This window comes from Streptomyces sp. BYX5S (genome assembly GCF_054724165.1).
Window position 1 is genome coordinate 7,212,421 of sequence record NZ_CM138829.1, and the last position, 20,141, is coordinate 7,232,561.

The 20,141-nt window shown below is 70.4% G+C and carries 20 protein-coding genes; 5 read left to right on the forward strand and 15 right to left on the reverse strand.

Annotation, left to right across the window (positions count from 1 at the left end; translation table 11 throughout):
* Entirely contained in the window at nucleotides 1-954 is a 954-nt protein-coding gene (locus ACYBSK_RS32425) for a LysR substrate-binding domain-containing protein (protein ID WP_460244236.1), read from the reverse strand.
* Between the two features lie 132 nt (nucleotides 955-1,086).
* On the opposite strand from ACYBSK_RS32425, the gene ACYBSK_RS32430 reads away from it, so the two are divergent.
* Complete coding sequence (locus tag ACYBSK_RS32430) at nucleotides 1,087-1,641, forward strand: peroxiredoxin (protein ID WP_457480823.1); 555 nt, start codon at nucleotides 1,087-1,089, stop codon at nucleotides 1,639-1,641.
* 3 nt (nucleotides 1,642-1,644) lie between these two features.
* A complete protein-coding gene (locus tag ACYBSK_RS32435; RefSeq protein ID WP_457480824.1) occupies nucleotides 1,645-2,175 on the forward strand; it encodes an alkyl hydroperoxide reductase in 531 nt (176 codons plus the stop codon).
* A 266-nt stretch (nucleotides 2,176-2,441) separates the two neighbouring features.
* On the opposite strand, the gene ACYBSK_RS32440 is transcribed toward ACYBSK_RS32435, so the two are convergent.
* The 4 genes from ACYBSK_RS32440 to ACYBSK_RS32455 all read right to left on the reverse strand — a co-directional run bounded on the left by ACYBSK_RS32440 (nucleotide 2,442) and on the right by ACYBSK_RS32455 (nucleotide 7,469).
* Nucleotides 2,442-3,818, reverse strand: a complete 1,377-nt coding sequence (locus ACYBSK_RS32440; protein ID WP_460244237.1) for an AI-2E family transporter — start codon at nucleotides 3,816-3,818, stop codon at nucleotides 2,442-2,444.
* Nucleotides 3,819-3,932: 114 nt separating this feature from the next.
* Complete coding sequence (locus tag ACYBSK_RS32445; protein WP_460244238.1) at nucleotides 3,933-4,649, reverse strand: aggregation-promoting factor C-terminal-like domain-containing protein; 717 nt, start codon at nucleotides 4,647-4,649, stop codon at nucleotides 3,933-3,935.
* Between the two features lie 418 nt (nucleotides 4,650-5,067).
* Nucleotides 5,068-6,393: a PhoH family protein gene (locus ACYBSK_RS32450; RefSeq protein WP_457480827.1), complete on the reverse strand. Its 1,326-nt coding sequence runs from the start codon at nucleotides 6,391-6,393 to the stop codon at nucleotides 5,068-5,070.
* A gap of 302 nt (nucleotides 6,394-6,695) precedes the next feature.
* A complete protein-coding gene (locus ACYBSK_RS32455) occupies nucleotides 6,696-7,469 on the reverse strand; it encodes an isoprenyl transferase (protein ID WP_457480828.1) in 774 nt (257 codons plus the stop codon).
* Nucleotides 7,470-7,579: 110 nt separating this feature from the next.
* On the opposite strand from ACYBSK_RS32455, the gene mgrA reads away from it, so the two are divergent.
* Nucleotides 7,580-8,617: an L-glyceraldehyde 3-phosphate reductase gene (mgrA, locus tag ACYBSK_RS32460; RefSeq protein WP_460244239.1), complete on the forward strand. Its 1,038-nt coding sequence runs from the start codon at nucleotides 7,580-7,582 to the stop codon at nucleotides 8,615-8,617.
* Between the two features lie 487 nt (nucleotides 8,618-9,104).
* Here the strand turns inward: mgrA and ACYBSK_RS32465 are convergent, their stop codons facing one another.
* Complete coding sequence (locus tag ACYBSK_RS32465; RefSeq protein WP_460244240.1) at nucleotides 9,105-11,075, reverse strand: heavy metal translocating P-type ATPase; 1,971 nt, start codon at nucleotides 11,073-11,075, stop codon at nucleotides 9,105-9,107.
* A gap of 81 nt (nucleotides 11,076-11,156) precedes the next feature.
* Here ACYBSK_RS32465 and ACYBSK_RS32470 point away from each other — a divergent pair, with 81 nt between their 5' ends.
* Nucleotides 11,157-11,507: an ArsR/SmtB family transcription factor gene (locus tag ACYBSK_RS32470; protein ID WP_457480831.1), complete on the forward strand. Its 351-nt coding sequence runs from the start codon at nucleotides 11,157-11,159 to the stop codon at nucleotides 11,505-11,507.
* A 34-nt stretch (nucleotides 11,508-11,541) separates the two neighbouring features.
* Here ACYBSK_RS32470 and ACYBSK_RS32475 read toward each other — a convergent pair whose 3' ends face one another.
* On the reverse strand, nucleotides 11,542-12,234 hold the full coding sequence (locus ACYBSK_RS32475) for a DUF6882 domain-containing protein (RefSeq protein ID WP_457480832.1): 693 nt from the start codon (nucleotides 12,232-12,234) through the stop codon (nucleotides 11,542-11,544).
* 54 nt (nucleotides 12,235-12,288) lie between these two features.
* Nucleotides 12,289-13,095: a class I SAM-dependent methyltransferase gene (locus tag ACYBSK_RS32480; protein WP_457480833.1), complete on the reverse strand. Its 807-nt coding sequence runs from the start codon at nucleotides 13,093-13,095 to the stop codon at nucleotides 12,289-12,291.
* Nucleotides 13,096-13,302: 207 nt separating this feature from the next.
* On the opposite strand from ACYBSK_RS32480, the gene ACYBSK_RS32485 reads away from it, so the two are divergent.
* The gene (locus tag ACYBSK_RS32485; RefSeq protein WP_460244241.1) at nucleotides 13,303-14,604 is read left to right on the forward strand and encodes a cytochrome P450; all 1,302 of its coding nucleotides are present in this window, start codon (nucleotides 13,303-13,305) and stop codon (nucleotides 14,602-14,604) included.
* 65 nt (nucleotides 14,605-14,669) lie between these two features.
* Here ACYBSK_RS32485 and ACYBSK_RS32490 read toward each other — a convergent pair whose 3' ends face one another.
* From ACYBSK_RS32490 to ACYBSK_RS32520, 7 genes are all read right to left on the reverse strand, one after another.
* Nucleotides 14,670-15,281, reverse strand: coding sequence for an OmpA family protein (locus tag ACYBSK_RS32490; protein WP_460244242.1), 612 nt, complete (start codon nucleotides 15,279-15,281; stop codon nucleotides 14,670-14,672).
* A 1-nt stretch (nucleotide 15,282) separates the two neighbouring features.
* Nucleotides 15,283-15,870, reverse strand: coding sequence for a hypothetical protein (locus ACYBSK_RS32495; protein WP_460244243.1), 588 nt, complete (start codon nucleotides 15,868-15,870; stop codon nucleotides 15,283-15,285).
* A 21-nt stretch (nucleotides 15,871-15,891) separates the two neighbouring features.
* Complete coding sequence (locus ACYBSK_RS32500) at nucleotides 15,892-16,437, reverse strand: pilus assembly protein TadG-related protein (RefSeq protein WP_460244244.1); 546 nt, start codon at nucleotides 16,435-16,437, stop codon at nucleotides 15,892-15,894.
* Nucleotides 16,438-16,496: 59 nt separating this feature from the next.
* A complete protein-coding gene (locus tag ACYBSK_RS32505; protein ID WP_460247142.1) occupies nucleotides 16,497-16,685 on the reverse strand; it encodes a hypothetical protein in 189 nt (62 codons plus the stop codon).
* Nucleotides 16,686-16,889: 204 nt separating this feature from the next.
* Entirely contained in the window at nucleotides 16,890-17,792 is a 903-nt protein-coding gene (locus tag ACYBSK_RS32510) for a DUF5936 domain-containing protein (protein WP_460244245.1), read from the reverse strand.
* A 7-nt stretch (nucleotides 17,793-17,799) separates the two neighbouring features.
* Entirely contained in the window at nucleotides 17,800-18,756 is a 957-nt protein-coding gene (locus ACYBSK_RS32515) for a type II secretion system F family protein (RefSeq protein ID WP_460244246.1), read from the reverse strand.
* On the reverse strand, nucleotides 18,753-20,135 hold the full coding sequence (locus tag ACYBSK_RS32520; RefSeq protein ID WP_460244247.1) for a CpaF family protein: 1,383 nt from the start codon (nucleotides 20,133-20,135) through the stop codon (nucleotides 18,753-18,755). The genes ACYBSK_RS32515 and ACYBSK_RS32520 overlap by 4 nt, the downstream gene beginning before the upstream one ends.
* Nucleotides 20,136-20,141: the final 6 nt, after the last annotated feature.

Sequence of the window (20,141 nt, forward strand, 5' to 3'; positions counted from 1 at the left end):
TCAGCCGTCGCCGAGGACGCGGACCGGCAGGCCCCGCAAGGCCGTTCGCAGGGCCGCGGCCAGCTCCTCGTACTCCGCGGAGCGCGCCGCGCCCGCCCGCATGGCGAGGGCGACGCGGCGCGCGGGGGCGGGGTCGGCGAAGTACCCGGTGAGCAGCTGGCTGCTCCGGCTGGTCTCGACGGACTCGGCGGTGCGCGGCAGCAGCGTCACACCGAGTCCGCCCGCGACGAGCTGGACCAGTGTGGCGAGCCCGGCGGCGGTCGTGGCGACGGGGGCGTCGTCGCGGCCCGCCTCCCGGCAGATGTCGAGCGCCTGGTCGCGCAGGCAGTGCCCCTCGTCGAGAAGCAGCAGGTTCAGCTCGCGCAGCGCCTCCCGCGGGATCCCCTCCCGGCCGCCGAGCCAGTGGTCGAGCGGGGTGACGAGGACGAAGTCCTCGTCGAACAGCGGGAGTTCGGCCACCCCGGGCACCCCGAGCGGCACGGCGAGCAGCAGCAGGTCGAGCCGCCCCGCACCCAGCCCCTCGACGAGCGAGGCGGTCTGCTCCTCGTGCACCTGGAGGTCGAGGTCCGGGTACTTCTCGTGGACGGTCCGCAGCACCGTCGGCAGCAGGTACGGCGCCACCGTGGGGATCACCCCGAGCCGCAGCGCCCCCGTGAACGGCGCGCGCACCGCCTCCGCCTCCTCGACGAGCGCGCCGACCTCGTCGAGCACGGCCCTGGCCCGCACCGCGATCCGCTCCCCGGCCGGCGAGAGCAGCACTTTGCGCGTCGTACGCTCGACGAGGGTCACCCCGAGCACCTCCTCCAGCGCCGAGACGGCGCCCGACAGCGCGGGCTGGCTCATCCCGATCGCCGCCGCCGCGTCCCGGAAGTGCAGTTGCTCCGCGACCGCCGCGAATGCCCTGAGCTGCGCCAGGCTCGGCTGCCTGCGCTTGCCTCCCGTGGGTACGGCCACTGATAGCCACCTCCGATCAACACGACCGAGTCTAGCTATTTCCGCAATCAATGCACCCTGTGCCACGATCATGAGTAGTCCAACCCACAGGAAAGTCCCCAAAAGGGACGTTTCTAGCTGCAAGGAGAGCGCGTGCTCACTGTCGGTGACAAGTTCCCCGAGTTCGACCTGACTGCCTGTGTCTCGCTGGAGAAGGGCCAGGAGTTCGAGCAGATCAACCACAAGACCTACGAGGGCAAGTGGAAGGTCGTCTTCGCGTGGCCCAAGGACTTCACCTTCGTGTGCCCGACCGAGATCGCCGCGTTCGGCAAGCTGAACGAGGAGTTCGCCGACCGTGACGCCCAGATCCTCGGCTTCTCCGGCGACTCCGAGTTCGTGCACCACGCCTGGCGCAAGGACCACCCGGACCTGACGGACCTGCCCTTCCCGATGATGGCCGACTCGAAGCACGAGCTCATGCGTGACCTCGGCATCGAGGGCGAGGACGGCTTCGCGCAGCGCGCCGTCTTCATCGTCGACCAGAACAACGAGATCCAGTTCACGATGGTGACCGCCGGCTCCGTCGGCCGTAACCCGAAGGAGGTCCTCCGGGTCCTCGACGCGCTCCAGACGGACGAGCTCTGCCCGTGCAACTGGAGCCAGGGCGACGAGACCCTGGACCCGGTCGCGCTGCTGGCCGGTGAGTGACCCATGGCCCTCGCTGAACTGAAGTCCGCCATACCGGACTACGCCAAGGACCTGAAGCTCAACCTGGGCTCGGTCATCGGCAACTCGGACCTCCCGGCCCAGCAGCTGTGGGGCACGGTGCTGGCGACCGCGATCGCCGCCCGGTCCCCGCGGGTGCTGCGTGAGCTGGAGCCCGAGGCGAAGGCGAACCTGTCGGCGGAGGCGTACACCGCCGCGAAGTCCGCTGCCGCGATCATGTCGATGAACAACGTGTTCTACCGGACGCGTCACCTGCTCTCGGACAACGAGTACGGGACGATGCGGGCCGGTCTGCGCATGAACGTCATCGGCAACCCCGGGGTCGACAAGGTCGACTTCGAGCTGTGGTCGTTCGCGGTCTCGGCGATCAACGGGTGCGGGATGTGCCTCGACTCGCACGAGCAGGTGCTGCGCAAGGCCGGGGTCGACCGCGAGGTCGTCCAGGAGGCCTTCAAGATCGCCTCCGTCGTCCAGGCGGTCGCCGTCACCCTCGACGCGGAAGACGCGCTGGCGTAACACCTCCGGCGGCTCCCGTACCCCATGACGCGCCTCAAGCCCTCGCGGCCTTGAGGCGCGTCCTTCAAGCCCCTGCGGCGATTGAGCAGCGGGGTCCGGGGCGGAGCCCCGCGGCGTCGGCCACGGAGCCGCCTGCTCAATCGCCGCAGGGGCTAAAAGGCTGGGGCTCCGCCCCGGACCCCGCGCCTCAAACGCCGGCGGGGCTGGATCTGCTCAAACGCCGGCGGGGCTGGATCTGCTCAAACGCCGCAGGGGCTTGAATGGGGCTACTGGTCGTCCGGGGATTTGGGGGCGAGGTCGACCGCCGTGGAGCCGTGGGGGGCCGGGGAGTGCCGGAGGTGCGCCTCCCGGGACCACGCCCGCAAGTACACGACCACCGTGTTCGTGACGGCCACCAACGGCACCGCCACCACCGCCCCACCGATCCCGGACACCATCCCACCCGCGGCGACCGCCAGGACGACGGCCAAGGGGTGCACCCGCACCGCCCGCCCCAGGATGAAGGGCTGGAGGATGTGGCCCTCGATCTGCTGCACCGCGAGGACCACGACCAGCGTCATCACCGCCACGAACACCCCCTGCGTGACCAGCGCGACGACCACCGCCAGCGCACCGGAGACCACCGCGCCGACCAGCGGGATGAACGCGAACAGGAAGATGAAGACGGCCAGCGGCACCGCCATGGGGACACCCAGGAAGAAGATGCCGAGGCCGATGAAGATCGCGTCGATCAACGCCACTATCACCGTCCCGCGGACGTACGCCGTCAGCGTGCGCCAGGCACGCGGCCCCGCCCCCGCGATACCGGGACGCGCCTGCGCCGGGACCAGCTTGAGGGTCCACTCCCAGATGCGGCGACCGTCGTAGAGCAGGAACAGCGTCGAGAAGATCGTCAGCAGGATGCCGGTCATCGCCTCGACGATGACGGTGACGCCCTCCAGGCCCGCCGACGTGATCTCGTCCGTGTTCGCCCCGACCGCGTCCCGCAACGACTTCGCGATCTCGTTGATCTGACTCTCGGTCACGTGGAAGGGGCTGTTCAGCAGCCACCTGCGCAGATCGTCGATGCCGTCCTGGACCTGCTCGGAGAGCTGGTCGATGTTCTCCTGGACCTGCCAGACCACGAACCAGCCGACGAGCCCCATGATGACGAAGCCGAGGATGGCCGTCAGGGCGGTCGCGAGGCCCCGGGGCACTCCCCTGCGCATCAGGCGCGCCACCGTCGGCTGGAGCAGGGCGGTGACGAGCAGCGCGGCGGTGAACGCGAAGATCACCAGCTGCACCGAGCTGATGACCTTCATGAGCACCCAGAGCGTCCCGGCGAGCACCAGGAACCGCCAGCCCGCCTCGGCCGCGACCCGCAGCCCCCAGGGCAGCGCGGCGACCGGCTCGGGCCGGGCCGACACCGCGGGCGCGTAGGAGGGCGGGGCGGGCACGTGGTCCGCCGCGTGACTCTCGTGGGCCTCGTGCCCCTCGTGGCCGGGCGGCGCGCCCGGCCGCCCCGCCGTGGGGGCTCTGTCCGGCGGACCGGACAGTTCTCGCTCCTCGGCGCGTTCGGCCTCCGCGCGGCGTTCGTCCAGCCGCTCGCCCACCTTGCTGATTCCGGCGCCGACACGGCCGAGCCAACCTGGAACTCGCGACATCATCCGTCCTCTTTGAGCTGTGTTGCCCCGACCGCACCGACCGTACCCGGTGAAACGGCCGGAGCCCCTCACCGTAGGACGGTGAGGGGCTCCGTGAAGTTGCGAACTACTGGCTCAGTACCAGTTGTTGGCCTGCCAGAACGACCATGCCTCGCAAGGGCTGCCGTAGCGGTCGTTCATGTAGCCGAGGCCCCACTTTATCTGCGTGGCCGGGTTGGTCTGCCAGTCGGCGCCGGCCGACGACATCTTGGTGCCGGGCAGAGCCTGGAAGAGACCGTAGGCGCCGGAGGAGGCGTTGACCGCCTTGTAGTTCCAGCTGGACTCGTGGTCCACGATGTTGCTGAAGCACTGCCACTGCCCCGACGGCACCATCTGACGGGCCATCGACTGGACCTGGGCGACGCTGTACGAGGACTGCGTGGCGAAGTCGGAGGCGTCGCGGGTCGCGGAGCGGCTGGCGGCGGCCTTCTTGGCCTCCTCGCGCTCCTTGGCCTCCTTCTCGGCCTTCTCCTTGGCCTCCTGCGCGGCCTGCTGCTTGGCGACCGCGTCCTCGGCGGCCTGCTTGCGGGCAGACTCTTCAGCGGACTTCTGCGCAGCCGTGTCGGCCGCGATGGCCTGCGTCTGCGCCTGCTGCTTCAGCGACGAGGTCTGCACCTGCGCCTGCTGACCGGCAGGGATGTCGGCGAGGAGGGTCGCGTCGCTGGCCGTTGCCTCAGCAGCCTCGTTCGAGGGCTGACCGGTGCTGCCCGAGGCAACACCCACAACAGCTCCGACGGTGGTGACCGCGGTGGCCGAGGCCACTGCGAATCCCCGGACCGAGATCCGGCTCACACGGTTTCCTTCCAGCATCGCCCGCTTGAGTGTGACCGTCGCGGACGCAATCGTGCCCCTGGCACTGGTCTCTGAACTGCGGGGTCACGGGAGACACGGGCCCGGTGGACAACTCCCGTGACGGGAGCGCCGCGTGGTGCTCGGGCGGCATACGACGGCCTCTATGAAGTTCAGTTGCAGCGGGTGCTGCTGTTGTTTCGTACCGCTGGGGGCACGCAAGTGTCGTATGCGGGGCCTGACAGGACCGTGACTCTGCCGTATGGGAGTGGGGCAAGGCAATTCCCCACCGCGTGTGAAAGGTCACACCCCGTTTGCCCCAAGGGATTTACGGAAACGAGCACGCGCCGAGGCGCCGCCCGGCTAGGCTCTCCAGCCTTTGCCGAACGGCGCCAATATGGACGAACAGGCCCTATGCGGGCTAGATCTGACCGTCCTCCAGCATTTCGGTCACCAGGGCCGCGATCTGCGACCTCTCCGACCGGGTGAGCGTGACGTGCGCGAAGAGCGGATGTCCCTTCAGCTTCTCGACGACCGCCACCACCCCGTCGTAGCGCCCCACCCGGAGGTTGTCGCGCTGGGCGACGTCATGGGTGAGGACGACACGCGAGTTGGCCCCGACGCGCGAGAGGACCGTCAGCAGGACGTTGCGCTCCAGGGACTGCGCCTCGTCCACGATCACGAACGCGTCGTGCAGCGAGCGGCCCCTGATGTGGGTGAGCGGCAGGACCTCCAGCATCCCGCGCGCGGTCACCTCCTCGATCACCTCGCGCGAGGTGACGGCGGACAGCGTGTCGAAGACCGCCTGCGCCCACGGACCCATCTTCTCGGCCTCGGAGCCCGGCAGGTAGCCGAGCTCCTGCCCGCCGACCGCGTACAGCGGACGGAAGACCATCACCTTCTGGTGCTGGCGCCGCTCCAGGACGGCCTCCAGGCCCGCGCAGAGCGCGAGCGCGGACTTGCCGGTGCCGGCCCGGCCGCCCATCGAGATGATGCCGATGTCGGGGTCGAGCAGCAGATCCAGGGCGATCCGCTGTTCGGCGCTGCGGCCCTTGAGGCCGAAGGCCTCGCGGTCGCCGCGCACCAGCCGGACGTTGCCCTCGGGCGTGACCCTGCCGAGCGCCTTGCCGCGCTCGGAGTGGATGGTCAGGCCCGTGTGCACGGGAAGGTCGGCCGCCTCGGGGACGTAGAGGGTGTCCTCTTCGAAGAGGAGGTCGACCTGCTCGGCGGGCAGCGTCAGCTCGGACATTCCGGTCCAGCCGGAGTCCGTGATGGCGAGTTCGGCCCGGTACTCCTCGGCGAGGAGGCCCACCGACGACGCCTTGATGCGCAGCGGCAGGTCCTTCGACACGACGGTGACGTCGTATCCCTCGGCCTGGAGATTGCGGGCCACCGCCAGGATGCGGCTGTCGTTGTCCCCCAGGCGGTAGCCGGAGGGCAGGATGCCGGGATCGGAGTGGTTGAGCTCGACGCGCAGGGTGCCGCCCAGTTCGCCGGTGGGGATCGGCGCGTCCAGGCGTCCGTGGCGGATCCGGTAGTCGTCGAGCAGGCGCAGTGCCTGCCGGGCGAAGTAGCCCAGCTCCGGATGATGCCGCTTGGCCTCCAACTCCGTGACCACGACGACAGGAAGAACCACTTCGTGTTCGTCGAATCGGGTCATGGCGTTCGGATCGGCCAGCAGGACGCTGGTGTCGAGAACATAAGTGCGCCGGTCGGGCTTGGGAAGGCGCTTGTTGCTGGTCACCACGGAAGGACGTACCCCCTCGGATGAGGTCGGGGAGCGACGGAGTTTTCGGGACCGGTTCATGGGCCGCGACGCGCGGGCCGAGAACCGGCCCTCCAAGTCGTCGTCCGTACCGATGTGCGTACGGTCGTCCTGGTGCAAAGGGCCTCCCGGGCGGACGGCCCCGTGCCGTCCGCTGAGATGCGGTGTCCTTGGCTCGGACACCGACCTGGAAGGCTTATTCCCTCGAACACGCGCCGCCATGCAAGGGCATATGACGACGCGTGCGTTAACTCCTGATGACCTACGTCCCGCCTGCCCGGGGTTCAGCCGCCGAAACGCCGGTGGCGCAGCGCGTAGTCGCGCATCGCGCGCAGGAAGTCGACCTTGCGGAAGGCCGGCCAGAAGACTTCACAGAAGTAGTACTCGGAGTGCGCCGTCTGCCACAGCATGAAGCCGGACAGGCGCTGCTCGCCGCTGGTGCGGATGACGAGGTCCGGGTCGGGCTGCTCCTTGGTGTACAGGTGCCTGCCGATGGCGTCGACGGTGACGGCGTCGGCGGCCTCCTCCAGGGAGTGGCCCTTGTCGGCGGCGTCGAGCAGCATCGCGCGGACGGCGTCGGCGATCTCCTGGCGGCCGCCGTAGCCGATGGCGACGTTGACCACTATTCCGTCGCGCCCCGAGGTGGCCTCCTCGGCCTCCTTGAGCGTGTTGCGCATCCCGGAGGGCAGGATGTCGGTGTTGCCGACGTGGTGCACGCGCCAGCGGCCGTCGGCGGCCAGGCTGCGCACGGTGTCCTCGATGATGCCGAGGAGCGGGACGAGCTCCTCCTGGGGCCGGTCGAAGTTGTCGGTCGACAGCAGCCAGAGCGTGACGACCTCGACGTCCGTCTCGCTGCACCAGCCGAGAAACTCCTCGATCTTGTGAGCGCCCGCCTGGTGGCCCTGGGCGGTGGTGGATCCGGCGGCCTTGGCCCAGCGGCGGTTGCCATCCATGATGACGCCGATGTGCTTGGGCACCTGGGCGTGGTCCAGGTGGCCTTCCACCCGGCGTGCGTACAGCCTGACCAGCAGGCCGCGCAGCCTGTCGCGCAGGTTCACGGTCTCTTTGCCCTCCGTGCAGATGGGAGTCCCCGAAGGCGGAAGCCTACGCGGGTGGGGTCGCGGTGCCTTGCGAAGGGGTGTCAGCGCTCTGACGTAGCTTCGTATCCATGAACGACACCTCTCCTTACGTCGCCTCGGCGGATCGGTACGGTTCCATGGAGTACCGGCGCACGGGCCGCAGCGGTCTGAAGCTCCCCGCCGTCTCCCTCGGACTCTGGCACAACTTCGGGGACGACCGCACACTCACCAGCCAGCGGGAGATCCTGCGCCGCGCCTTCGATCTCGGCGTCACACACTTCGACCTGGCGAACAACTACGGGCCCCCGCCCGGCAGCGCCGAGTTGAACTTCGGCAAGATCTTCGCCCAGGACTTCACGCCGTACCGGGATGAACTGGTCATCTCGTCCAAGGCGGGCTATCGCATGCACCCCGGCCCGTACGGGGAGTGGGGCAGCCGCAAGTACCTGCTGTCGTCCCTGGACGCGTCCTTGAAGCGGATGGGCCTCGACTACGTCGACATCTTCTACTCGCACCGCTTCGACCCGGACACGCCGCTGGAGGAGACGATGGGGGCGCTCGCCTCCGCCGTCCAGCAGGGCAAGGCGCTGTACGTGGGGGTGTCCTCGTACAGCAGTGAGCAGACGGCCGAAGCGGCGCGGCTGCTCAAGGAGATGGGCGTTCCGGCGCTGATCCACCAGCCCTCGTACTCGATGCTGAACCGCTGGACCGAGGACGACGGCCTGCTGGACACGCTGGAGGCGGCCGGGATGGGCTGCATCTCCTTCGCGCCGCTCGCACAGGGGCTGCTGACCGGCAAGTACCTGAAGGAGATCCCGGAGGGCTCGCGGGCGACGCAGGGCAAGTCCCTCGACCCGAACCTGCTGAGCGAAGACGTGGTCCGGCGGCTGAACGGGCTGAACGAGATCGCGCGGCGCCGCGGCCAGTCGCTCGCGCAGATGGCGCTGAGCTGGGTGCTGCGGGACGAGCGGATGACGTCGGCGCTGATCGGCGCCTCCAGCGTGAAGCAGCTGGAGGAGAATCTGGCGGCGCTCGACGGTCCGAAGCTGACCGACGAGGAGCTGACCGAAATCGACTCGTTCGCCGTCTCCACGGAGGGCACGAACATCTGGAACGGCCGACGCTGAACTCCCGTCACGGGAGCGGGGGTTCGCGCAGCCGACACCGGGGGAAGAAAAACGGGCCGGTCCGTGGGGGGGGGGGGAGACGGACCGGCCCGAGGGGGGGTTTCCACCATAACCCTTCGTAAGTGCCGGCGCGCGCATCGGCGCCCCACAACTACGCTCCGGAGTCGCCCGGCGACGCCCGGAGGTTTCTTTCAAGCCGCCCCGCAGCAGGCTCAACAGGGTCCGCGGCCCGGTTTTCCGGGGCCCGCGCCTCCCGGCGCGGCGTCCCTCTCCCGTGTCACACGCGGAGTTGACGCGGGGGCACCCCGGCGGGCCCTCGCGGGACCCCTCGCGGATGAATGGCGCGATTACGGCCGGGCACCGCGCAGCCCCCTCCGCTGCGCGGTACCGGCGCGCAGCTTTGCTCACGCGAATTGCCGTTGGTCCGAACTTACGTGAGTTTTACCCGTGGTTCGATCGCGGACTGATAACGATCCGGATCGGTCGCTCAGCGCGTCCACGCGCGCTCACGCAGCAACCGCAGGCCGTTGAGGCCGACGAGGACGGTCGAGCCCTCGTGTCCCGCGACGCCGAGCGGCAGCGGGAGGTGGCCGACCAGGTCCCAGATCACGAGTCCGGTGATGAAGACGCCCGCGATCACCAGGTTCTGCACGACGAGGCGGCGGGCCCGCCGGGAGAGCGCCACGGTGCGCTCCAGCGCGCCGAGTTCGTCGCGGACGAGGACCGCGTCGGCGGTTTCGAGGGCCAGGTCGGAGCCGCCGCGCCCCATGGCGACGCCGGTGTGCGCGGCGGCGAGCGCGGGGGCGTCGTTGACCCCGTCGCCGACGACGAGGACGGTACGGCCCGCCGCCGCCAACTCCTGGACCGCCCGCGCCTTTTCGTGGGGCAGGAGACCCGCGCGTACGTCGCCGGGGGCGATGCCGGTGGCTTCCGCGACGGGGAGGGCGGCGTGCTCGTGGTCACCGGTGAGGAGCAGTGGGGGCGCCCCGGCGCGGGCGGTGAGGGCGCGGACCGCCTCCGGTGCGGTGGGGCGGAGGGTGTCGGTGAGGGTGATGCGGCCGGCGAGGGCGCCGTCGACCGTGACGGCCACGTCGGTGCCGGGCGTCGCCGTGGGCGCGACGCCGATGTGGTGCGGGGAGCCCGCGGCGACGGTGACGGGGTCGGCCGCGCGGTTCCCCGCACTGGTGAAGACCCTGCCCGAGACGCCCTTGCCCGGGGTCGAGGCGAAGCCCTCCACGGGGTGGAGGTCGAGGCCGCGGTCCCTCGCCGCCCTCACGATCGCTCGGGCCACCGGGTGTTCGCTGTGGTGTTCCACGGAGGCCGTCAAAGCCAGCAACTCCGCTTCGGTGTACGGGTTTTCGGGGTGGACGGCGGTCACCTGGGGGGCGCCCTCCGTCAACGTACCGGTCTTGTCGAAGACGACGGTGTCGGTGCGGCCGATGCGTTCCATCACCACCGCCGACTTCACGAGGACTCCGTGGCGGCCCGCGTTCGCGATCGCCGACAGCAACGGGGGCATCGTCGCCAGCACCACGGCGCACGGCGAGGCCACGATCATGAACGTCATGGCCCGCAGGAGGGCGTCGGTGAGCGCGTCGCCGAGGGCGAGCGGGACCAGGAAAACCGCGAGGGTCGCGGCGACCATGCCGAGGGCGTAGCGCTGCTCGACGCGCTCGATGAACAGCTGGGTCGGCGCCTTGGTGCGGGTGGCCTCCTCGACGAGGGCGACGATGCGGGCGATGACCGTGTCGGAGGGGTCGCGGGCGACGCGGACGCGCAGCGCGCCGGTGCCGTTGAGGGTGCCGGCGAAGACCTCGTCCCCCGCGGCCCTGGGGACGGGCAGGGGCTCGCCGGTAATGGTGGCCTGGTCGACGTCGCTGGCGCCCTCGATGACGCGGGCGTCGGCGCCGACGCGTTCGCCGGGGCGGATCAACAGGACGTCGCCGACGGCCAGTTGTGACGTCTCGACCGTCTCCTGCGATCCGTCGGGCGTGAGGCGGGTGGCGGTGGCGGGGGCGAGATCGAGCAGGCCGCGCACGCTGCCCTCGGTGCGGGCGGTGGCGAGGGCCTCCAGGGCGCCGGACGTCGCGAAGATCACGACGAGCAGGGCGCCGTCCATGACCTGCCCGATCGCGGCGGCGCCGAGCGCGGCCACGACCATCAGCAGGTCGACGTCGAGGGTCTTCTCGCGCAGCGCCCTGAGCCCTTCGAGTCCGGGCTCCCAGCCCCCGGCCGCGTAGGCGACGGCGTACAGCGGGCCCCACAACCAGGGTGTGGCGCCGAGGAGTTGGAGCGGGAGGGCGAGGAGGAAGGCGACGGTGGCGGCCGCGGCCCAGCGCGCCTCGGGGAGGGCGAGCAGCGGCGTGCGGGTGCGGCGGGGCCCGCGGCCGGTCGGCGGCGCGGCGGGAGCGGGCGCCGCGGCCTCGGTCAGGGTGGTGGCGGGGACGGGGGCTGACATGCCGATCACGATACAGGGATACATGAAGACCTCTTCATGCGTGCCATGGAAGAAGCCCGTGACCTGGATACGATGAGGCCCATGGGCCATGGAATCGATGACAAGAGCAGCACCCGCGAGCGGCTCGACGCCGTGGGCGCGGCCGATGTCGCGGCGACCCTCCAGGCCCTCGCCACCCCCTCGCGGCTGCGGATCCTGGCCCGTCTCCAGGAGGGGCCGTGCGCGGTCGGGGAGCTGGCCGAGGCGGCCGGTCTGGAGCAGTCCGCGTGCTCGCACCAGCTGCGGCTGCTGCGCAATCTGGGCCTGGTCAGCGGTGAGCGCAAGGGACGCTCGATCGTCTACGCGCTGTACGACGACCACGTCGCGCAGCTGCTCGACCAGGCGCTCTTCCACGTGGAGCACCTGCGCCTCGGGCTGCGCGACGAGGCATGAAGCCTGCGGGACGCCGTCCGCTTCGGTGCGCGGTTCAGTGCAGGGCGAGGCGGATGCCCGCGATGCGGCCCGTCTCGTCGAAGCCGATCTCGGCGGGCACGGAGCCGGGCAGCTCGGCGGCTATCTGTCCGCCGTCCTCCCGGTACGCCACCCCGTGGTGGTCGAAGAAGCCGGTGACCAGGCGCCGGGCGTCGACGCCGAGCAGCCCCTCCGCCTGCACGAGGGTGCGCGGCAGCGTGACCGGGTCGAGGGCGGCGCGCGGCACCTGCGCGTCCTCCGGCAGGAAGTAGACCTGCGTCTCGGGGCTCGCGGGCACCCCGATGTAGCCGGGGGCGCCGACCACGCCCATGCCCGCGAAGGCGAGGGTCTCGGCGGCGCGCCGGGGGTCGGGGAAGCCGGACAGGTCGATCACCTGGGTCGTGAACTCGGCTATCTGGTGGCTCTGGCCGAAACGCCCCACCTGCTGGGAGAGCGCCGCCACCGGCGTGCCGCTCAGCTCGGGGTTGGCCCAGCCCCACATCCACGACCGCTGACGCGCGTCGTACGTGCCGAGGACGCCGACGCGCAGGTCGACATGGCCCTGCCGGTAGCGGCACGTCGGCAGATCGGCCGTCCACGACGACCCTTCGGGCAGGAACCCCATGAGGGCTTCGAGCTGAGCGCCACCCCACGCCGCGTGCCGCTCGGTCTCGTACAGAAAGGCTTGGCTGAATTGCGTGTGGCTCATGGGGCGGGACCTTACGCGAGACGCCTGTAGAGGCCAGAGTTGCGCAGGCCCGGCCTACCGCTCGCCCGGCTTGCGGGCCTCGATGAGGTGCCGGGCGCTGTGCGCCACGAACGGCCCGTCGGCCCTGATCTGCTCGTGCAGGGCCCGGAGTTGGGGTTCGTACGCCTCGACGGTGAAGCCCGGCACCATCCACACGACCTTGCGCAGGAAGTGGACGACGGCCCCGATGTCGTGGAACTCCACGCGCAGCCGCTCGGCGCGCAGGTCGACGATCTCCAGGCCGGCGTCCCGCGCTTCTCGCGCCTCGTCGTGCGGGTCGCGGGCGCGCCGGTTCTCCTCCGGCTGCGGGCCCAGGAAGTACTCGACGAGCTCGAACACGCTGCTGGGGCCGACGTGTTGGGCGAAGTAGGCGCCGCCGGGGCGCAGCACGCGGGCGATCTCCGCGAAGTGCGCCTTCACCGGGTGGCGGGCGGTGACCAGGTCGAAGGCGGCCCCGCCGAAGGGCAGCGGGGCGTCGTCCGGCGCGGCGACGACGACCACGCCGCGCGGGCCGAGGAGGCGGGTGGCCTTCTCCACGTTCGGGGGCCAGCCCTCGGTCGCCGCCATCACGGGCGGGAGCTTCGGTGCGAGGTTCAGCACCTCGCCGCCACCGGTGTGCAGATCGAGGGCGGATTCCGCGCGGGCGAGCCGCTCCCCCATGAGCCGCGCGTAGCCCCACGAGGGCCGCTGCTCGGTGGCCCGCCCGTCGAACCAGGAGAAGTCCCAGCCCTCGGTGGGCGCGGCGACGGCCTCCGCGACGAGGTCGTCGTAGGAACGGTGTGCGTGCGGGTGGTCCGGATGCGGGGTGTGAGCGGGGGTCATGGTGCGCATGATGTCAGCAGCGCCCCGTCCGGTTCACCCGTATTTCGACTGCCCTGGGGACAGCCCCCGGAACCGCTGGGGGGCTGACCCTCTTCCGTACGACAGGGGTATCGCACGTACCCTTGGCGTTCCCCACTGGCATTCCCCAACCCCCATACCCCCCTCAGGCCCGTCCGTCCTACCGCCTCACCGCAGAAATGCGAGCACATGTCCGTACGTTCCGCGATAGCGACCTGGCTGACCCGCCTCTACTTCTCCCGGCTGCGCAAGAAGGGGGGCAGCCTCGACCTGTCGGTGCTGTCGAAACTCCCCGACGCCGCGCTGCTGCCGCTGCGCCGGGAGGGTGTGGACCCGGTCCCGGAGATCGGCGCGCTGCGCGACCGCGAGCCGGTCAGCAAGCTGCCGATCCCCGGCATGACGGTGTGGCTGGTGTCCGGCTACGACGAGGCGAAGGAGGTCCTCGGCAACGCGAAGGCGTTCAGCAACGACTTCCGCAACCTGGTGGGGGTGGGCGGCGCCGAGGCCGAGCACAACCCCGGCGGCCTCGGCTTCTGCGACCCGCCGGACCACACGCGGCTGCGCCGGCTGCTGACGCCCGAGTTCACGATGCGCCGCCTGTCGCGCCTGACGCCGCGCATCCACGCGATCGTCGAGGAGCAGCTGGCCCAGCTGGAGAAGGCGGCCCGCGAGTCGCCCGACGGCACGGCCGACTTCGTCGAGCACTTCGCGATGCCCGTCCCCGCGCTCGTCATCTGCGAGCTGCTCGGCGTCCCGTACGAGGAGCGCGACGCGTTCCAGCAGTTCTCGGTCGCCCGCTTCGACGTGCTCGGCGGCGCCGGGGCGTCCTTCGGCGCGGTCTCGCAGTCCCTGGACTACCTGCGCGGCGTCGTCGCGGAGCAGCGCCGCAACCCCGGTGAGGGTCTGCTCGGCATGCTCGTGCGCGAGCACGGCGAGAACATCACGGACGAGGAGCTGACCGGCCTCGCGGACGGCGTGCTCACGGGTGGCCTGGAGACCACGGCGAGCATGATCGCCCTCGGCACCATGATCATGCTTCAGGACCGCGCGCACTTCGACGCGCTGCGCGACGCCGAGGACCCGGCCACGGTCGCGGCCCCCTTCGTCGACGAACTCCTGCGCCACCTCACGGTCGTCCAGACCGCGTTCCCGCGCTTCGCGCGCGAGGACATCGAGATCGGCGGGGTGCCGCTGGCCGCGGGGGACATAGTCATCGTGTCGCTGAGCGCGGCGGACCGCGATCCGCGGCTGGGCGACTCCATGGACGAGTTCCTCCCCGACCGCCCGCCCGCCGCCTCCCACCTCGCGTTCGGGTACGGCATCCACCGCTGCATCGGCGCCGAGCTCGGCAAGATGGAGCTGCGGGCGGCGTTCCCGCAACTGGTGCGGAGGTTCCCGGAGTTGCGGCTCGCGGTCGAGCCGGCGGAGCTGGAGTTCCGGAAGCTGTCGATCGTGTACGGGGTGGATCGGCTGCCGGTGCACGTGGGGTGAGGCGGGGTGCGCCGCCGGGTGCGGCGGCGCACCCGGCGCCCCTTTCTCGTCTCGGTCGGACTTCCTCAGTCGGACTTGGGGAGGGAGACCTCGACCCGGCGGTTCTTCTTGCGGCCCTGTTCCGTGCCGTTGTCCGCGATGGGGTAGTCCTCGCTGTAGCCGCGCACCTGGAACGTGATGTTCCCGCCCCGCGCGCCCAGCGCGGCCGTCAGCGCGTCGTGCACCGATTCGGCTCGGCTCTTGGAGAGCTTGAGGCCGTGGGCGTACGAGCCCAGGTTGTCGGTGAAGCCGAACACCCGTACCGAGCTGGCCTTCTGGTTCTCGATCTCGTCAGCGATGGCCTGGATCCGGGACTTCGCGTCCGGGTTCAGCTTCGAGCTGTCCTTCGGGAAGAGGACCTCCGCCTGGAGGGCGAACGTCACGTCCTCATTGGTGTCCGTACGGCGCTCGTCCCCGGACAGGTCCTCGACGACCGACTTGATGTCCAGCACCTTGGCCGGTGCCAGCGTGGCCCCGTCGGCGAGCTTCAGCCCCGGGCTGTTGGCGTCCACGGACGGCGGCGGTGAGGTGCTGGTGCTGCCGGGCGGGGCGCCGGTGGGTTCGTCGTCGGCGTGGGCGGTGGGGGGGGTGAGGAGGAGGGCGGTGAGCGCGGCCGCTGTGAGGTGGCGTCGGGGCATGTCAATCGCCCTCGGTGATCTCGATGGAGGCGGGGGGCATGCTGCCGACCTGGAGACTGACGTCGGTGGTGCCTTCGGGCGGGGCCGGGAACTGGACGTACCAGTCCTTCGTGGCTCCGTTGAGCACACCGCCCGTAAAGCGGGTGCAGAGACAGCGCCCCTGCGTGTCCCGCAGCACCAGGTACTTCTTCTTGCCGGCTTGATCAACGAGCGCTGCGCCAGCCATGGAGCCGCCGTTTGACGCCAACTCCTTCTCGTCGCCGCGCCAGTCGACGACTGCCCACGGCTTTCCCGTGTTGTTCGTGACGGTACCCTCAACGGTGAGAAAGCCGCCCTGGTCGCGCCTCGCAGACGTGATCGCGAGCGTCAGTCCGTCGCTCTTCACCTCGGCCAACGGCTTGTCCGGCGAGGGCGCCGAGGACTCCGCCTTGTCGTCGCTGCCCTGCCTCGCTGGCGCCGAGGACTTCGCGGCATCCCCCTCGCCCTTGTCGTCGTCGCCTCCGCAGCCGGTCACGGTCAGCACCAGGCCCGCCGCGATCGTCGCCGCAGCAAGTGCCCGGCGGGTGGTCGTCGTACGCCGAAGGTTCATCGCTGCGGCTTCCCTCTCTCGTCAGTCGGCCAGATGGACGGCGAACAGGTCCGACGCGTCCGGCAGGTCGTCAAGGTCGAAGTCTTCGGGATCGAAGTCCAACGTCTCGTCGTCACAGGTCAGTTGCAGGGCCTCTTTGGGGTCGGCATCGAGAGGAACGTCGCAGCGTGGCTGAATCACCGCAGTCGCGCGCGCCTTTGCCCGCCTGGTCTCCGTGCCGGGGATGATCGTGTCGCCGACGGTGTAGTTGGTCTCCGCCTCGACCCAGTAGCCCGGATAACCGTTGACCTCTGTCCCGTTCGGGCCGGACAGGAGATGAGCATCGTTGGCCGCGGCCAACTGGATGGCTGCCGCCTCCGCGTCGCTGCCCTGGATGTCCATGCCGTTCAGCCAGTCCAGCCAGTCATCCTTGCCGCCTTCGAGCGCCTCGCCCAGTCCTTGCATCAGCTTGTCGCGATCGGCCTGTGCTGCCGCCAACGCCGCAGCGTCAGCGGCCGATTGGGCGCCATTGCGTGTCGATGCAGCTTGGGCAAAAGCAAAGAAGGCGAACGCGGCGAAGAGCAGCATGGCCGTCAGCCAGATGTAGATCGGGAGGGTCGATCCCCGATCACCTTTCAGGTGAGGGCTCAGCCACCGAGGACGTTGTTGATGGCGCCCAGGATCGCGTTGGAGATCATCCCGTCCAGCCCCAGGCCGTCGATCGCCACGAAGATCCCCGCGATCAAAATCATCAGCCCCGCATACTCCACGAACCCGGCCCCGGAATCCCGCCGGGCGCCCCGGACCTTCTCTCCCAGTGCGACGGTCCACGTCACCCACACCCCGAGCAGTTTGTCCCTGATCACGGGAGCCCCCTTTCACCACTTCCGGCGCTTTCGCCAAGGCAACCAAATCAACACACGCAACGTACGCGAAGCGCAACCCTCCGCACCCGGTTTCGCCAAGGAAGGGGGTGCGCTTGACCGGAAGTTGTCGGCCTGTTGCCTTCCGTGTCATCGCCGTCCTCCGTCCCACGTCGCTCAACGGCCCAGTACGGAGCCGAAGTTCGTGCCTGAACCAAGGAACATGCCGGTCGCGATCAGGATCATCGTCGCCGGCAGCATGAAGACCAGCGTCACCATCGTGGCCTTCGGGATCGTCTTCGCCGCGCGGCGGCGGGAGTTCTGGGCGTCCGTGCGGCGCATGTCCGTGGCGAGCTGGATCAGGGTGTCCGCGATCGGGGAGCCCAGTTCCTCGCCCTGCTGGAGGGCGGAGACGAACTGGGCGACCTGCTCGGAGGCGTTGCGGCGCCGCAGCTCGTCGAAGGCCTGGCGGCGCGGGACGCCCATGTCCATCTGGCGCAGGGTGATGCGGAGTTCGTCCGCCCAGGGGCCCTCGTACTTCTCCGATACGCGGTCCAGCGCCTGGCGGAAGCCGAGGCCCGCCGAGACGACGACCGCGAGGACGTCGAGGAAGTCGGGGAGCGTGCGGTCGATGACCTCCTTGCGGTCGCGTACCGCCTGCCAGATCAGGGCGTCGGCCGCCAGCGCCCCGAAGGCGAAGGTGAGCGCGCCGAAGAGGGTCTGGCCCGCGGAGAAGAAGATCAGGCCCATGATCAGGCCGAAGGCCCCGTAGACCGCGCGCCGCGCCGCGTAGCGGTCGATGGTGAGGCCGCCGGGGTTGCCCGCCATGTCGATCTTCCGGCGTTTGGCGTCGACCCGGCGCGGGCCCATCAGGCGCAGGACCAGCGGCGCGAACCGCATGCCGATGCGGTCGACCGCCGAGCCGGTCGTGGAGACGCGGCTGGCGCCCACTTCCAGGGCCAGGGCCAGGTCGCTGGGGACCTTGGCGTCCGCCCGGTACATGCGGATGCCCAGGAAAATGCCCAGGACCGCCGCGCCCGCCAGGGCCGCGAGGAGGATGCCCAGCATCGTGGTCGTCATGGTCCGCTCACACCTCGATCCGGCCGAGGCGGCGGATGACGAAGAAGCCGATGCCGTAGAGGGCGAGGGCGACGAGGACGAGGGTGCGGCCGATGCCCGAGTCGGTCACCCGCGCGAGCGCGCCGTCGTTCGAGGAGTTGATGAGGATGAGGGAGCCGAGACCGAGGAGGGGGACGGTGAAGGCCGTCGCGTTGACCTCGGACAGCATGGTGCGGATCTCGCGGCGGGTCTCCTTCCTGTCCTCCAGGGTCTTGGTCAGGTTCCGCAGGGAGGAGACCACCGTGCCGCCCGCCTTGTTGGAGAGCACGAGGGTCGTGACGAGGACGATGAGTTCGCGGGACGGCAGGCGGGTCGCGAGTTCGTCGAGCGCGTCGTCGACGGATCGGCCCAGCGCCAACTGGTCGGCCACCCGCGACAGTTCCTCGCCCGCGGGGGCTTCCAGCTCCTCCGCCGCCATCGCGAGCGACGTGCGCAGGGCGAGGCCCGCGGCCGTCGCGTTCGCCAGAAGGCGGGCGACGTCCGGGAGTTGGTTGATGAAGGCCTCGATGCGCTTCTGGCGCTGCCAGTTCAGGAAGATCAGGGCGCTCCAGACGGCGACGAGCGCGGCGATCGGGCCGAAGAACGGGGCCAGCGTCGTCGCCGCGATCAACCACAGGCCCGCCGCGACCACGGCGACGTAGACGGAGAACTCGCCCGCCGTCACGTCCAGGCCCGTCGCCGACAGGCGCAGGTGGACGGAGCGGCCGAGGCGGGTGCGGCGGATCCGGCGGTCGACGGCGGCGAAGCGGCGAGCGCGCCCGCCGCCCGCGCCGAGGCCCGTGGCGCCGCCCGCCGGGTACGTGTCCAGGCGGTCGACCAGGGCCTGGCGCTGGGCCCGGCCCGAGGCCAGCGCGTAGACGCCCGCGACGGCGACGACGCAGGCGAGGACCGTGGCGCCGAGGGCGAGGAGGACGGGGGTCGTCATCCTGTTGCCTCCCTTGTGTTGCGTACGTCGACGGACTCCACGACGCCGAACGCCGGTGGCACCGCCTCCCCCGCCACGTTCATCCGGTCGGCGAGCGGGCGGGGCAGCGGCAGATGCTCGTAGTAGCCGTGCACGCGGCGGATCTCGGCGTCCGTGGCCCCGGAGACGTAGGGCTGTGCGACGAAACGGGTCACGGTCGCGATGCGGAACTGCTCGCGGCCGTGCGAGATCAGGAGGGCGATCTCGGTGATGCGGCGGGAGCCGTCGGCGGCGCGGGTGAGCTGGACGAGGACGTCGACGGCCGAGTTGATCTGGTCGCGCAGCGCCTCGAACGGTACGTCGACCTCCGACATGGAGCCGAGCGTCTGGAGGCGGGTGAGGGCGTCCTCGGCGGTGTTCGCGTGGACCGTGGCGAGGGAGCCGTCGTGGCCGGTGGACATGGCTTGCAGCATGTCGAGGGTCTCGCCGCCGCGGACCTCACCGACGATGATGCGGTCGGGGCGCATGCGCAGGCTGTTGCGGACGAGGTCGCGGATGGTGATCTGGCCCTTGCCCTCCACGTTCGCGGGCCGCGATTCGAGGCGGATGACGTGGTCCTGCTGGAGCTGGAGTTCCGCCGAGTCCTCGATCGTGATGATGCGTTCGTGGGAGGGGATGAGGGCCGACAGGGCGTTCAGGAGCGTCGTCTTGCCGGAGCCGGTGCCGCCGCTGACGATCACGTTGAAGCGGGCGCGGACGCACGCCGCGAGGAACATCAGCATGTGCTCGTCCAGCGAACCGAGTTCGAGGAGTTCGGTGAGGCTGTACGCGCGGGGGAAGCGGCGGATGGTGAGGGTGGCGCCGGTGAGGGAGAGCGGCGGGATGATCACGTTGACGCGTTCGCCGGTGGGGAGGCGGGCGTCGACCATGGGGTTGGACTCGTCGACGCGGCGGTTCACCGTGGAGACGATGCGTTCGATCGTCTGCATGAGCTGCTCGGACGACGTGAAGCGGAGCGGGAGCTGTTCCACGCGGCCGGCGCGCTCCACGAAGATCGCGTCGGGTCCGTTGACCATGATCTCGGTGACCGAGGGGTCCGCGAGGAGGGGTTCGAGGATGCCGAGGCCGAGGGCTTCGTCGACGACGCGGCGGATCAGCTGGGTGCGTTCCGTCGAGGAGAGGACGGGGCCCTCGCGGCTGATGATGTGGCCGAGGACGCGTTCCAGGCGGACGCGGCGTTCCGCGGCCTGGAGGGTCGACATCTCGGCGAGGTCGATCTCCTCGAGGAGTTTGGTGCGGTAGACGGCGACCAGGCCCTCGTCGCGGTCGGCGGACGTGGGGGTGCCGGGGCCGCCGGCTGCGGGGTCGCGGGTGGCGACCACGCGGGAGCGCAGGCTCATGTCGGT